The organism is Streptomyces sp. NPDC002574, from assembly GCF_042889545.1.
GTDB lineage: Bacteria > Actinomycetota > Actinomycetes > Streptomycetales > Streptomycetaceae > Actinacidiphila.
In genome coordinates this window covers 38,717-53,107 of sequence record NZ_JBIARB010000006.1, presented here as the reverse complement: position 1 = coordinate 53,107, position 14,391 = coordinate 38,717, and the positions used below count along the sequence as shown (strand labels likewise).

The 14,391-nt window shown below is 72.1% G+C and carries 8 protein-coding genes; 3 read left to right on the top strand and 5 right to left on the bottom strand.

The genetic code is table 11. From position 1 onward, the window contains the following. Nucleotides 1–486 precede the first annotated feature (486 nt). The gene (gene gnd, locus ACFYXS_RS15390; protein WP_389248078.1) at nucleotides 487–1,518 is read left to right on the top strand and encodes a phosphogluconate dehydrogenase (NAD(+)-dependent, decarboxylating); all 1,032 of its coding nucleotides are present in this window, start codon (nucleotides 487–489) and stop codon (nucleotides 1,516–1,518) included. Beyond that, a complete protein-coding gene (zwf, locus tag ACFYXS_RS15385) occupies nucleotides 1,515–3,002 on the top strand; it encodes a glucose-6-phosphate dehydrogenase (RefSeq protein ID WP_389248076.1) in 1,488 nt (495 codons plus the stop codon). The genes gnd and zwf overlap by 4 nt, the downstream gene beginning before the upstream one ends. Nucleotides 3,003–3,114: 112 nt before the next feature. On the opposite strand, the gene ACFYXS_RS15380 is transcribed toward zwf, so the two are convergent. The 5 genes from ACFYXS_RS15380 to ACFYXS_RS15360 form a co-directional block, all read right to left on the bottom strand. Further along, nucleotides 3,115–4,824, bottom strand: a complete 1,710-nt coding sequence (locus tag ACFYXS_RS15380; RefSeq protein WP_389248074.1) for a hypothetical protein — start codon at nucleotides 4,822–4,824, stop codon at nucleotides 3,115–3,117. Beyond that, nucleotides 4,821–5,546 carry an ABC transporter ATP-binding protein gene (locus ACFYXS_RS15375; RefSeq protein WP_389248072.1) on the bottom strand — a complete coding sequence of 242 codons (726 nt, stop codon included), beginning with the start codon at nucleotides 5,544–5,546 and terminating at the stop codon, nucleotides 4,821–4,823. Before ACFYXS_RS15375 ends, ACFYXS_RS15380 begins: the two co-directional genes overlap by 4 nt. 341 nt (nucleotides 5,547–5,887) lie before the next feature. Further along, nucleotides 5,888–6,574 carry a hypothetical protein gene (locus ACFYXS_RS15370; RefSeq protein ID WP_389248070.1) on the bottom strand — a complete coding sequence of 229 codons (687 nt, stop codon included), beginning with the start codon at nucleotides 6,572–6,574 and terminating at the stop codon, nucleotides 5,888–5,890. Nucleotides 6,575–6,924: 350 nt separating this feature from the next. After that, nucleotides 6,925–11,145, bottom strand: coding sequence for a trypsin-like peptidase domain-containing protein (locus ACFYXS_RS15365; RefSeq protein WP_389248068.1), 4,221 nt, complete (start codon nucleotides 11,143–11,145; stop codon nucleotides 6,925–6,927). 138 nt (nucleotides 11,146–11,283) lie between these two features. Next, the gene (locus ACFYXS_RS15360; RefSeq protein WP_389248066.1) at nucleotides 11,284–11,649 is read right to left on the bottom strand and encodes a CU044_2847 family protein; all 366 of its coding nucleotides are present in this window, start codon (nucleotides 11,647–11,649) and stop codon (nucleotides 11,284–11,286) included. 488 nt (nucleotides 11,650–12,137) lie between these two features. On the opposite strand from ACFYXS_RS15360, the gene ACFYXS_RS15355 reads away from it, so the two are divergent. Beyond that, a complete protein-coding gene (locus ACFYXS_RS15355; RefSeq protein ID WP_389248064.1) occupies nucleotides 12,138–14,357 on the top strand; it encodes a carbohydrate-binding protein in 2,220 nt (739 codons plus the stop codon). The last annotated feature ends 34 nt before the right edge of the window (nucleotides 14,358–14,391 follow it).

Below are 14,391 nucleotides of genomic sequence, written 5' to 3'. Positions count from 1 at the left end.
CCCCAACGGTGCCCTGCGCTCGGCGAGGTTTCTGCGCGCTCTCGGCCTCACATCCGCGCGTTGGGCGGTCACACGTCACCGGGGTGGCGCAGCGCGGCATGGTCATCCCCGGCGGAACCCGGTCCCCGACACGGACGGGGTCGCGGGCCGAGCCCGACCGCGTCCTGGCGCCCGGACCGACGCGGGGAAAGGATCCCCCCTGAGCGCCGAATGCCGTGAATAGGTAGATTCCACCTCGGATGCCCGGGGCGCGGACGCCCGTGAGCGCTTCCGCCGCAAGGCCCCGGAACCGCGACCCCGAGGCGAGGAGGAAGCCCATGTCCCGAACGGTCATCACGGGCATCGGCTGCCACGGGGGTCCGGCGCCGGGACCACCGGCCGCAGCGGTTCCCGGGGAAGGAAAGGCGGCGGCCGCCGCGAACGCCGCACGCCCCGACAACGAGAACTCCGGCCCGCGGAGGCCGCCGAGGAACGGGGAAACCCACCATGCCCACTGACTCACCCATGCAGCTCGGCATGATCGGGCTCGGCCGGATGGGCGCCAATCTCGTGCGCCGGCTGATGCGCGACGGCCACCGGTGCGTCGTGCACGACCTCAGCCGCGATGCCGTACTGGAGCTGGAGAAGGAGGGGGCGACGGGCGCCGCCTCCCTCCGGGAGTTCGTGGAGAAGCTGGAGCCGCCGCGCAACGTCTGGCTGATGCTGCCCGCCGGGGTGGTGCAGCCGACGCTCGACGAACTCGCCGCTCTGCTGGAGCCTGGCGACACCGTCGTCGACGGCGGCAACTCGTACTACCGCGACGACATGGCCCGTGCCCGGCAGCTCGCGCCGCAGCGGATCCACTACGTGGACTGCGGCACGTCCGGCGGTGTCTGGGGGCTCGAACGCGGCTACTGCCTGATGATCGGCGGCGAGGACGAGCCCGTGGCCCGGCTCGGCCCGATCTTCCGCACCATCGCCCCCGGCCGCGGGAACGCCGAGCCCACACCGGGCAGGACCCGGTCCGACGGGACGGCGCCGGAGGGCTATCTGCACTGCGGGCCCAGCGGCGCCGGACACTTCGTGAAGATGGTCCACAACGGGGTGGAGTACGGGATGATGGCCGCCATCGCCGAGGGCCTGAGCATCATCCGGCACGCGGACGCGGGGCTCGGCCGCAGGACCGTCGACGCCGAGACCGCGCCCCTGCGGGAGCCCGAGGCGTACCCCTACGAGATCGACGTGGCCGAGGTCGCCGAGGTGTGGCGGCGAGGTTCGGTGATCGGCTCCTGGCTGGTCGACCTCGTCGCCGACGCGCTGGCCCGCTCGCCGCAGCTGGACTCGTTCACCGGCCGGGTCTCGGACTCCGGCGAGGGCCGCTGGACGGTGCAGGCCGCGATCGACGAGAGCGTGCCGGCCCCCGTCATCAGCGCCGCGCTCGCCGAGCGGTACGCGTCGCGCGGACTGGGCGAGTTCGGCGACAAGGCGCTGTCCGCGATGCGCGGCGAGTTCGGCGGCCACGCCGAGAAGAGCGGGTGAACGCCGTGACCCACCGTTCCTCCTCATCGGGCTCATCGAGCTCGTCGAGCCACGCACCGGTCCCCGACGACCATGTGGTGGTGCTGTTCGGCGCGACCGGCGACCTCGCCCGGCGCAAGCTGCTGCCCGGACTGTTCCACCTGGCCAAGGCGGGGCTGCTGCCGGCCCGCTACCGGATCGTCGGCTCGGCTCCGGCCAAGAGCACGATGAGCGACGAGGACTTCCGCAAGCACGCGCGGGAGGCGGTCGCGGAGTTCGGCCGGTCGAAGCCCGAGGGCCGCGCGTGGCAGGAGTTCGAGGCCGCCCTGTCGTTCGGCGCGTGCGACCCAGGCGCCGCGGAGCCGCTGATCGCGGCCGTCCAGGAGGCCGAGCGGGCCATCGAGGGCAGTCCGCGGCGACTGTTCCATCTCGCGGTGCCGCCGAGCGCGTTCACGTCCGTGGTGGAGACGCTCGGGGCGAGCGGCCTGTCCGACAACGCCCGGGTGATCGTGGAGAAGCCCTTCGGTACGGACCTGGCCTCGGCCCGCGCGCTCAACGCGTCGATCCACGCCGTGTTCGACGAGTCGCGGGTCTTCCGTATCGACCACTTCCTGGGCAAGGAGTCGGTCGACAACATCCTCGCGCTCCGCTTCGCCAACGGCCTCTTCGAGCCGATCTGGAACCGCGACAACATCAGCCATGTGCAGATCGACGTGCCGGAGAGCATCGGCATCGAGGGCCGCGCGCAGTTCTTCGAGGGCACCGGCACCTTCCGCGACATGATCGTCACGCACCTGTTCCAGCTTCTGGGATTCGTGGCCATGGAGCCGCCCACGGCCCTTGAGGCGCACTCCATGCGGGACGAGAAGGAGAAGGTCTTCCAGTCCCTCAAGCCGATCGACCCGGCGCATGTCGTCCGCGGGCAGTACGAGGGATACCGCGCCGAGCCCGGCGTGGACCCGAAGTCGGACACGGAGACCTTCGTCGCGCTGCGCGTCGGGATCGACAACTGGCGCTGGGCCGGGGTGCCGTTCTACCTGCGCTCGGGCAAGTCGCTGGGCGAGGCGCGGCACGTGGTGACGCTCGGCTTCCGGGAACCGGCCCTGCGCATGTTCCCGCTGGCCGTGCGGGGCGGCGCCGGCGTCCGGAGCAACGAGTTGCTGATCGACTTCGACGACCCCGGCCGCATCATGGCCTGCTTCCTGGTGAAGGACCCCGGGCCCGCCATGCGTCTGCGCGAGGCGGAGATGGTCTTCAGCTACGCCGAGTCCTTCAACACGATGCACGCGCTCGAGGGCTACGAACGCCTGATCCTGGACGCGATGCTGGGCGACCAGTCGCTGTTCACCCGTTCCGACGGGATCGAGCGCCTGTGGGAGGCGTCCACCCCGCTGCTGGAGAACCCGCCGCCGGTGGAGCTGTACGCACCCGGTTCCTGGGGACCGGAGCCCTCGGTGCGCCGTCTGATCGCGCCGCACCGCTGGAGCCTGCCGCGCCGCGCGTGAGCGTCGCGCGTAGGGAGCCTCCCCGGGCGGCCGCGGCGGGCACCACCGGCGGACATCCCCGCCCCGGCCAGGGGGCTGCCTCACCGTGGCCGAGGGCGGCGATGCGCCCCTGTCAGTCCGGCAGGGGAGCCGTCAGGTTCCCGATCCGCGTGACCGCCCAGCGCACCAAGATGGCCGTCACCATGCCGCTCGCCACGACGGCGGTGACGATCGAGGCGGCCGAGCCCGAGTGCAGCGCGGTCAGGAACGGGAAGACCAGCATGACCACCACCGCCAGCGCCCCGGCGCCGTACCAGGCCAGGAACAGCACCGGGCCCAGGCTGCCCGCAGGAGACTGACCCGACGACATGAGCAGATGATGCTTGGTCGCCCCTCGGCAGGCGTTGACCAGCGAAGCGCCCACCAGCGGCGGCACCAGGATCGGTGCAAGCAGCGCGCGGGCCCCCGCGCCTTCCCCGGCCAGCACCCCCGCCGCCACCAGCGCGCCCACCAGCCCCAGCACGACGGGCACCGACGTGTGCCGCAGCATCAGGTCCCGGTAGGGATACGGCGCCCACGACCCGCGCCGCGTGTCGTCGGTCTCCAGACGGGCCGGCTCCAGCAGCTGGGTCAGCGACCAGTAGCCGAAGGCCAGTGAGGTTAGCGCCGCCGCCGCGCCCGTCCCGCCGTGCGCCGAGGCCGCCAGCACCGCGCCCAGCACCGCGAGCACTCCCAGCACCACTGCCCGGCCCAGCCGGCCCGGAGTCCGCAGCAGCGCGAGCGCGTCCCGCCACGGCACCGCGAATTCCGCCCACCGTGGCGCCGGCAACCTCCATCGCGCCGACCGGCCCCCGCCGGTGACCCCGGCCACCGCCTGCCGCGCGGTACGGAACTCCACCGTGCGCAGCGCGGCCATCACCCCGGTCGCGGTCCGCGAACGCCGCCGTACCGCGGACAGCGCCAGCGACCCGACGAAGCGGTGTGCCGCGGCCAGCGCGCCGGCCACCACCACGGCCAGCAGGACGCCCGCGGCCCAGCCGCCCGGCAGCGCGGCCGGTGTGGGGGCCAGGGCGGCCAGCCCGGCCCAGCCCCAGGGCCCGGACCACAGCTCCACCCGTTCCAGTCCCGGCAGCCGGTCGCCGCGGACCGCCATCACGGTCTGCGCCACCAGCGCCAGCAGCGCCACAGCGACGTACGGAGTGGCCAGCCGGGCCCAGCGGGCCACCCGCTCGCTGCCCTCCACCGCCGCGCCCAGCGCGGTCGCCAGCAGCGGCAGACCGATGCCGCCCAGCAGACACCAGCCGAACGCGGCCGGCAGCCCGACACCGACGGTCAGGCCCAGCGCGATCATGCCGATCGCCGAGACCAGCAGCCCGGCCCCGCCGGAGATCGCGGCCGACCCCCAGAACCACGGCCGCAGCACACGGCCGACGTCCACCGGCTGGGCCAGCAGCCAGTCGACGGTCTCGCGCGGCGGCACCACCGGCCCGCGCCACTGGGCGTCCCAGGCGGCGACGAGCAGCCATCCCAGCCCCAGCGCGCAGGACCCGGCCGGCAGCGCGGCCAGGATCGCCGGTCCGTGACCGGAGTAGTCGGTGCCCATCGACTTCTCGAGGAACAGCCCCATGCTCGGCAGCGCTCCCCACACCGCGAGGATCAGCGCGACGCAGTACACGGTGTAGGCGATCTGGCCGGTCCGCTTGCGGCGGTGCGGGGTGCGCAGGTCGCGGACCAGGCGGAGCGTCTCCCGGGTCCAGTCGTCCTCGTCGGACCAGGCGGCGGAGTGCTCGCCGGTCTCCCCGATGTCCCCGGTGTCCCCGGTCTCCTCGGTGAGGGTGGTCACCGGGCACCGTCCGGGCTCTCGGCCAGCCAGGTCAGTCCGTCGGTCCCGGTGGCGAGCACCTTGTCCGGGTGGCCGTCGGCCACCACCTTGCCGTCGCTGAGGACCAGCACCCGGTCGGCGACCGCCCGGGCCAGTTCTCCGTGGTGGGTCACCAGCAGCACTCCGACGCCCTCCGCGGTCTCCTTCTTGATCAGGTCCGCCAGGCGGCGCCGCGCGCCCGGGTCCAGTCGTTGTTCCGGCTCGTCCAGCAGCAGCAGGTCGCGCGGCCGGACCATCGCGGAGGCCAGCAGCAGCGACTGGAGCTGCCCGGAGGACAGGGCCCCGGGCAGCGCGTCGGCGTGGTCGGTCAGCATCCGCTCGGCCAGTACGTGGCCGATCCAGTCGCCGGCGTCCTCCACCCCGTGGGCCACGGCCACCAGCTGCAGGTGCTCGCGCACGGTCAGGTCGGGGTAACAGGCCGCGGTGTCGCCGACCACCGCCACCCGGGCCCGGACCGCCGGGTCGTTCTCGTTCATCGGCTTGCCGTCGAAGGTCACCGTGCCGGTGCTCGGCCTGTCCCGGCCGGCCGCTATGCGCAGCAGTGTCGATTTGCCGGAGCCGTTGTGGCCGAGCAGCGCCACGCACTTCCCGGACCGGAGCCGCAGGTTCATGGTGGCCAGCGCTGTGCGCTTGCCGTAGACCCGGCTGACGCCGCTGAGTTCGAGCAATGGTGGTGCACCCATGTCGCCGGGCCTCTCGTCTACCGCGAACGCTGTCCCCGCTTCGGCCTCGGGGATGACGGCCCGGAGCGGCCCGGCCATTCTCCATGCTCTGCCCGGTCCGAGGCCATCGGCCGGCTGTTCACCCGCTCCGACGGCGTCCAGCGCCTGTGGGCGGCCTCCCCCCGCTCCTGGAGAACCCACCGCCGGTGGAAGCTGTACGCGCCCGGTTCCTGGGGACCGGACTCCGTGCGCCGCCTGATCGCGCCGCACCACTGGAGCCTGCCGCGCGGAGCGCGTGACCGCCGGACGGCCGGGCCGCCGGGCCGCCGGGCATACGGAGGCCGGGACCGGACCCGGCCGTCTCACCAGCCGGGCTGCGGATCGCCGAGAGCCAGCCCACTGTCGCGCAACCACTCGTCCGTGACCGCGCGGTTCTTCCTACGCGTGCCGATGGAGAGGTAGACGTTGAAGGCCCCCGGCTTGTATTCGGCATGCTGGCTGGTCCACTCGCTGTTGAGACACAGCTGCACCCCGCAGAGGTTGCCGTCGGGCAGACCTCGCAGTGGGTATTCCCACTGGACCTCCACCATCAGCGGGCCGAGGACGGCCGCCATCGCATCCACCTCGGCCTCCGTGGAGCAGTCCTCGTCCTCCACATTCTCGTGGCCGAAGGGCGGCACCCAGCCGAGTGACAACCACACGTCGTCGGGGAACGGCCACAATTCCATGAGTTCTGGGCGTAGTTCGAGCTCCAGCAGCAGCCGGTAGCCGTCCTCGACAATGCGGTACCCGATGTGCCGCCCGTCCAGCTCGGCCAGGAGGGCCGCCTCCGCCGAAGGATCACGAACCCACCCCACGATGAGATGAGCCCGAGGAAACGTCGCGACGACATGGGCCAATTGCCCGGCGGTCGTCACCATGACATGGTCCACCCATGGTTTGCCGTACCCCGGGGCACCATGGCTGCGCAGCAACGCACGCGCCCGGGCCACTGCCGTCTCTGCGTCCGGCAACGGCTCCATCAAGCGGTAGAGGAAGGAAGCGCTCATTCGCACGCCTTTCGGCATCACGCCCCGCCATCGGAAGCGGGGCGGGGACTCCGTGGCGGCGCGAATCCGCCGCCACGGGATTCAAACAGACGTGCCGCTCGCCGCGAAGTGATTAATGCCCGGCATCAAGGGGCGGGGATCGCCCCCGTGACCACTCCCCCATCCCTCGCCCGGCCGTTCCCTGCGCCCATAGGAACTGTTGAGTTGCCGAACAGGACGGTCCACGCTCAGGGACTCGTCTTCCGACCATCCGGAAGTCCTCATGCCTCGCCGCTCACCGGGCAGGATCAGAGACCGGCAGTCCTTGCGCGGGGCAAGGGAGCGACCCGCTCGCAGCCGCACGTACCGGCTCAGTCGCAGACGTGGTCCGTTGTGCTGCCCGGCGGGGTCAGGCCCTTCTCCCCCGCCCTGAGGCCGCGTCCCGCCACCGCGCACAGCTTCTCCAGCCATCGCTCCGGGTCGAGCGCGAGGAGGTAGCCGTCGGACCCGTCGACCAGGCCCATCGACGCGCCGTCCTCGGTCAGGTCGGCGGTCGCGCCGTACCCCGGCGTGAAGTGGTAGCGCTCGGTGCCACTGCCGACGTCCCAGACGGTGTACTCGTTCTGCGTGCTCTGGGTGCTCAGGGTGGACTCCGACGAGAAGGCGCTCAGCCATTGGACGCCCTGGTACGTCAGCGGCTCCAGCCACTTGTCCTTGCCTGCCTTGTCCATGTCCCACACCCGCACGGCGCCGTCGTAGGTCAGCACCGCGAGGAGCCGTCCCGTCGGGTCGAAACCGAGCTGCTTGACGCCGTCGGACCCCCCGACGTCGAGGGACTCGACCTCCCGGCCCTCTTCGAAGTCCCAGATCACGATGTCGGATTTCCCGTCGGCGGCGCGTACCGCCGCCTGCCCGTGGCCCGGGCGTGCCGCCGCCCAGGTGCCGGCGGCCGCGATCGAGACCTCGGTCGGCTCCTGGGCCCTGGGCCGGTAGGCCGTGCCGACTTCCCGGCCCTGGGCCAGGTCCCATCGCTCGACGTAGGACAGCGCCGAGATCACCACGTGGTCCGGGCCGTCAAAGGTGATGTCGACCCACGCCGGGGTGCGCCCGGAGCGCGGGTCGGGGTCCGTGGGGTGGATGTCCGGCGGTCGTGGCAGGTCGATCCGGTCCAGCTCTCTCAGTGTGTTCCCGCGCACCTCCCAGACCAGGACGGTGCCGCCGTCCGCCGCCGTCGTGAGGACCCGTGTGCCGTCCGGGCTGTACGTGGCGTACCGGGCGGCCAGCGGGCGGGACGGCCGCACCGCGGCCAGCATGCGGTGCGTCCGCAGGTCCCACAGGCGCAGTCCGTTGCCGTCGGTGTCGACGCTGACGACGTGGTGGTGGTCGGCGTCGACGGTCCTGATCCGGGCGGTGAGCATGGTGGTGTCGAAGGCGGAGGGCTCCGGGACGCGCGCGACCATCACCGACGCCGCGATGCCGACCGCGGCGCGGAGCTTGCCCGGCGGTCCGGTGAGTGACACGGCGGGCAGCTGCGACTCGCCGGTGAACGAGGCGTCCTGCTGTGCGGGCGCGGGCAGGTCGAAGGTGCCGGCACGTCCCTGGGCGAGGTCGAACACCAGGAACCGGAACCTGCCGAGCGAGGCGCCGAAGCGCTGCACCGGGTTGACGAGGAACCGGCCGGTCCGGTCCAGGCGCGGCACGTTCAGCGGGCAGACCAGCCCCAGTTGCCGCGTGCTGTACTGATGGCGCACTTTCGGGCGGCCGGTCAGGTCCCAGGACTGCAGGACCCCGTCCGGGGTGCACCGCACGAGCGTCCGGCCGTCGCCGCTGACCGTGACGGCACCGGTCAGGTCCGTTCCCCAGGTCGCCGCGTCCCGCCGGCCGTCGGCGAGGTTCCAGCGCACGAGGCGGCCCTGGGCGCCTTCGGCCGCGCCTTCCTGGGTGATCCGGCCGATCACGGTGCCGTCCGGGCCGAACCACGCCTGGGCCGTCTCCCAGCCCTTCGGTGCGGGCAGCGCCTTGCCCGCGCGCCGGCCGCTCGCGGACTCCCAGACCAGGACCCCTTCGCCGGGCAGTGCGGCGAGCACCCTGCGCCCGGTGGCGTCGAAGCGCAGGTCGGCAGGGGCGCGGGCGTTGTTCCGTACGGCGTCGCCGTCGCGCAGGACCACCGTGCGCCACTTGCCGCCGCCGTCCGGCCCGATTCCCACGGACACCTTCCCGTTGACCGAGGCGCGCGCGGACATGAGTCCGTCGGGCGAGAGCGCGACGATCTGCGATCCCGCAGGCAGCCAGTCGGGGTGCGCCTCGTCCGTGCCGGGCGCCAGGCCGACGGCGTCGCCGGAGGTCATGCCGACATTGATCCGCTTGCCGTCCTCGCTCATCGCGACATCACGGACCGGGGCGTGGTTGTCCCACACCACCCGCTCCACATGGCGCAGCCTCAGGTACTGGCTGATCAGCGCGGTGCGGGCCTCGGGCTCCTGGGCGGTCCGGTACGCCGCTCCCGACAACAGCGCCGAGGTCACCACGGATACGTCGTCGAGCTGTGCGACGCGCGCCGCCAGCTGCTTCGAGGCCGCCCGCCGCAGTTGCCCGTCGAGCTGTGCGTTGCGCCAGAAGAACAGCCCGGAGGCGACGACCGCGAGCACGGTCAGGACGGCGAGTGCGCCGATGCCCCCGCGCTTCTGCCGCACCCGCCGCCGCGCCCGTTCCTCCTGCGCCACCCGTCTCGCGACCGAGGCGTCGACGAACTGCCGCTCCGTGTCGGTCAGTACGGGCCCCCGGCGGGCCACCCACTGCTCCGCCTCCGTGAGCTGTTCGCCCTCCAGGAGCTGACCGCGCTCCACGTCGTGCCGCAGCTCCGCCCGCCAGGCCAGGAACGCGCGGTCCTGCCGCACGCGCTCCTCGAGCCGCTTCCATGCGCCGATCAGGGCCTCGTGGGCGAGTTCGGCGGTCACCGCCTCGCCGCCACCGCCGCGCAGCACGAGCAGCCGCCGCTCGGCGAGCGCGGTCGCGATCCGCCACCGCCCCTCCCCCGCGTCCTGCTGCCTGAGGGCGTTGCGCATCGGGACATCGCCGCCCGGCAGGAACCGGACGAGATCGGTGAGCAGCCGCATGGCCTCGGCCTCGTCGGCCTCGCCGACGCAGCTTCGCCAGGCGGTTTCGGCGTACCGCCCCAGCGCGCCCTGGACGCCGCCCACTTCGCGGTAGGTGTCGAAGCGCAGCCGTCCCCCGATCTGCCCGTCCCACAGCTGTGCCATGACGAAGCCCAGCAGGGGCAGCGCGCCGGGGCCGTCCCCCGCGTCGTCCAGCATCCGCTCGACGAGCCCGTCGTCGTACGTCACGGCAGGTGTCAGCTCCAGGGGGTCGCGGATCACCTGCTCCAGTTGCGGGCGGGACATGGGGGCGAGCAGCCGCACTTGCCCGCGGCTGAGTGCGGGGCCGAGGAGCGGATGGCTGAGGGCTGCGTCCGTGAAGTCCGACCTGAGGGTGACCAGCACGCGCAGTCCGTCGGGACGGTGCTCGGGAAAGAGCAGGCGGACGGCCTCCTCGATCTCGGGGTCCGGCCCGGCGAGCAGTTCCTCGCCTTGGTCGAGTACGACGAGCAGCGGCTGCTGTCCCTGCCCGCCGGCCATGCGCAGGGCGTCCATGAGGCCGTGCTCGGCGAGCAGCTCCTCCAACTGCCGGACCTCCCGCGTCCTCGCGGCTCCGCGCAGTGCGGGACGTACGGCGGTGACGAGCTCCGAGGCGAGCGCCGTCCGCAGGGTGGCGCCCTCACCGGAGCGCACCATCAGCACGGCATGGCCCCGCTCCCGCAGCCGCGGCACCACGCCCGCGCGGGCGAGCGAGGACTTGCCGCAGCCGGAGGGTCCGACGAGGGTGACGCAGGGGTGGGAGCCGTCGACCAGGGCGGTGGCGTCGGCGACGTCGTCCTCGCGGCCGAAGTAGACCTCGGCGTCGCCCTCTTGGAAGGTCGACAGGCCGCGGAACGGCGAGGCAGGACGGACCACTGTCGCCAGTTCCGGCAGTTCGGCGACGAGCGTGCGGGTGGGCATCAGAAAGCTCTGCTGCACTCCGCCGGGCTGGATCACGACGACCATCCCGGCCACGGCGCGCAGTTGCTCGTCCCAGACCGGGCTGCCGCTGAACCCCTCCTCGACGGGCACGCCGTGTGGATCTGCCTGCGACAGCTGCACCCAGCCCTCGGCGGTGGCGCCGCGCAGCCGTCCGTAGTGCCAGACGCCGCCCGGGGAGCGGTACGGGAAGCCCGGCACGCGTACGTCGTGGCCCCACACCTGCTCAGTGTCGGCCATGTGCAGCGGGTGGGACCCGGGTATCGCGGCGCGCAGCCGGAGGACCGCGATGTCGCCGGTCTGGTCCTCCCGTACCGGCACCCAGCGCTCGACCTCGGCGGCGGCGCCGCCCTCGGCGAAGGGCAGGTCGACGAGGACCTCGGTGCCTGTGGCCACCTCGTCCTCGCGGGGCCGGCGGAGGGCGTCGTTCACGACGTGGGCGCAGGTCAGGACGAGGTCGGGGGCGATGAGGAAGCCGGCGCCGGCGAGTTCGCCGTCGGGGCCCTTGACGCGGACCACGGCTGCGGCCAGTGCTTCTTCGGGGCTGCGTGAGCCGGGCCCGGCTCCTGTTCCCGTTCCCGCGTTCGCGCCTGCCCCCGTCGTCCCGGCCGTCACCGATGCCTCCGTGCCTCCGCGACCCCCGCTGGATCAACTCCCTTACGGAGTATCGTCGTTGACGTCCCTCCGGTCACCCCTGTTCCAGGTCAGGGTGACCGCGAAGTTGGCCGCTGTGGCGGTGCTGGCGATGACGACGTCCGCCTCGGCGGACAGGGAGACGCCGAATTCGAGGGTCACCTCGTCCGGGGCGTTGGCCATCCCGCGGAAGCGCCCCACGAAGCTGTCCGCGACGGGCCGCACGGTGTCCAGCATCTGCCCGAGCGACCGTTCGGCGCGCACCACGGCCCGATTGCCACGACCGACCCGGACGAGGCTCTCGTCCACCTCGCGGATCTGGACCCGCACCACGTCGTCGCTGCCGTCGCCCAACGGCACTTCCACGGTGTGCACAGACCGGTCGGTCATGGGGGTCTCCTTCACTCCGGTGCAGGGTGCAGTGATCGTAACGGTCCCCAACACCGCTTCGGGCAGGCCGGAATGGTCCTGGCGGCGCCCGGGCCACATGAGGTCTTCGGCGCTGCAGGGACCGCCGCCGCGCCACCCGGGGCGATACGCCCGACGCACCTGCGGGTTCCCGCCGAAGAAGCTCGGAGGCACTTTCCTCACGCCTTAATTCATGTCTTGACAGAACATCGACAAGCTGTTTCGATCTGCTCGCGTCCCGAGGAGGGAGGAGAGCTTCCCAATACGCCGTCGGCCCGAGCAGCGAGCGACAGGGCGGAAAGAGCCCCGTCGCGAGGGGCGGCGCCGTCCGAACGAACCCCTGTCAGCGGCGGGTTGCCGGGGATCCCGAGGTCACGTCTGCCTGAGCTGCCGTCAGCGGCCGGTCGGCAGCGACCCACGGGGTCGGGACCGCGCACGACCCGCGCATCCCAGCAGAAAGGAAGGACATCGTGAGACGTTCCCTCATCGGGGCAGCCGCAGCTCTCACCTTGGTCGTTCTCGTCGGCACGGAGTCAGCGGCCCCGGCCGCCGTACCGCACCACCACGGCTCCTCCGTGACGGGCACCTATTCCACGGGGGCCGACCACGCGTGGCAGCCGTTGCCGGGTGTGAGCGCGGGCGCCCCCGCAGACGCGACCGTCGTCGTCGACCCGAGCACCACCCGTCAGAAGTACTCGGGCATCGGCTTCTCCCTGGACGAGACCAGCGTGTCCAACCTGTGGAAGCTCACCCCCGCCAAGCGTGAGGAGGCCGTCCGGCTGCTCGTCGACCCGAAGACCGGGGCGGGCCTGAACCGCTTCCGCCTCACGATCGGCAGCCCCGACCTCATCGAGCACCTGCCCTTCTGGTCGGAGGACGACCTGCCCGCCGGAGTCGCCGACGACTTCCAGCTGAAGCACTTCTCCATCCAGCGCGACGTCGACCTGCACATCATCGACACCATCAAGCTGATCCAGCGCTACAACCCGAAGGCCACCTTCTTCGGGTCCGCGTGGAGCGCCCCGGCGTGGATGAAGACCAACAACCAGTTCACGGGCGAGGTCGCGCTCAAGCCCGGGAGCACCACGGACTACTACCAGGTCGGCAAGCTGCGGGACGACTGCATCGACGTCTTCGCCCGCTACTACGTCAAGTTCGTGCAGGCGTACGCCAAGCACGGCATCCGCGTCGACGCCCTGACCCTGCTGAACGAACCCGGCATGGACGTGGTCTACCCGGCCATGGACATCAGTGTCGCCCAGCAGCAGAAGCTCGCCCTCGCGATCAAGAAGGCCCTGCGCAAGGCCGACCTGAACACCGGTCTGTACGTCCACGACTTCAACTTCTGGGACTGGCGCGACCCGAACAGCACGGCGACCAAGAACTACTACCGCATCTTCAACGACGCCCCGGACGGCTCCGTGACCGGCCGGCAGGTCCTGAACGCGACCGACGCCGTGGCCTTCCACCCCTACTGGGGCGACCCGACGGTGATGCGCGACGCGTTCGAGCAGACAGGCAAGCCGGTCCACATGACCGAGACCAGCGACCTGTCCGCGTCCACCATCCTGAACTACTTCCGGCTCGACGCGAGCTCCTACATCATGTGGGCGCAGACCACCGACCAGGACGGCGGCACGCTGCACTGGACTCCCGCGCGGGACAACAACATCGACTGGGACGAGGTCGCCGCGACCACCAAGTGGCCCGACCGCCTGGTCAAGGTGAACACCACGACCAAGGACTTCACCGTCCGCGACGAGCTTTACACCATGGGCCAGTTCGCCAAATACCTCACGCCCGGCGACGTACGCCTGGAGTCGAGCACCACGGCTGACGGTGTGAGCAACGTGGTCTACCGGCACGGCACCGACAGGTTCACCGCGGTCCTCGGCAACGCCAACAGCACCGACACCACGGTGCGGATCGTGCTCGCGGGCACGTCGTACGCGGTGAAGGTCCCGGCACACTCGTACGCCACGTACCAGTGGAAGCAGCACGTCCCCCGCAACACCCACAACCGGGCGCCGGTGGTGGCTCCGGCAGCGGACGTGGTGGCGGACCAGTACGGCACGGTGCAGGTCCCCCTCAAGGCCACCGACCGCGACGGCAACCGGCTCGCCTTCTACGCGACCGACCTCCCGGACGGCATCACGGTCGACCCCGCCACGGGACTGGTGACGGTCAACCCGACGGTGGCGGGCGAGCATGACGTGACGGTGTACGTCACCGACGGCACCGCGCGCACGAAGGTGACCCTGCACGTGACGGTGCGACCGCACAGCGCACCGGTCGGGGTCCGGGTCGAGGCGGAGTCGTACGCGGCCCAGCACGGCTGGACATCGGGCGGCGCCAACTTCATCGAGTCCAACCCGGCGGCCAGCGGCGGCGCGAACGTCGGCTGGACGGCCGCAGGCAACTGGCTGGACTACGGCGTCGACGTCCCGACGGCCGGCACGTACGACCTGGAACTCCGCGTCGCCACGGGCGGCGGCGCGACCGTCCCGAACGCCCTGACCTTCCGCGACGCGGGCGGCACGACGCTGGCCACGGCGTCCGTCCCGAACACGGGCGGCTGGGGCTCCTACCAGTCGGTCCACGTCCCGGTCACCCTCGCGGCGGGCGACCAGACGGTCAGGCTCTTCTGCGAAACGGGCGGCTTCAACATCGACTACTTCCGCCTGTCGTAACGCCCGGGCGGCCCGCCGTCACTCCCCCACGCGC

What these genes read in the sequence shown, in the direction of transcription:
- gnd (WP_389248078.1), top strand. Translation starts at nt 487, where the DNA reads ATGCCCACTGACTCACCCATGCAGCTCGGCATGATCGGGCTCGGCCGG.
- ACFYXS_RS15375 (WP_389248072.1), bottom strand. Translation starts at nt 5,546, where the DNA reads ATGGGTGCACCACCATTGCTCGAACTCAGCGGCGTCAGCCGGGTCTAC.
- ACFYXS_RS15370 (WP_389248070.1), bottom strand. Translation starts at nt 6,574, where the DNA reads ATGAGCGCTTCCTTCCTCTACCGCTTGATGGAGCCGTTGCCGGACGCA.
- ACFYXS_RS15360 (WP_389248066.1), bottom strand. Translation starts at nt 11,649, where the DNA reads ATGACCGACCGGTCTGTGCACACCGTGGAAGTGCCGTTGGGCGACGGC.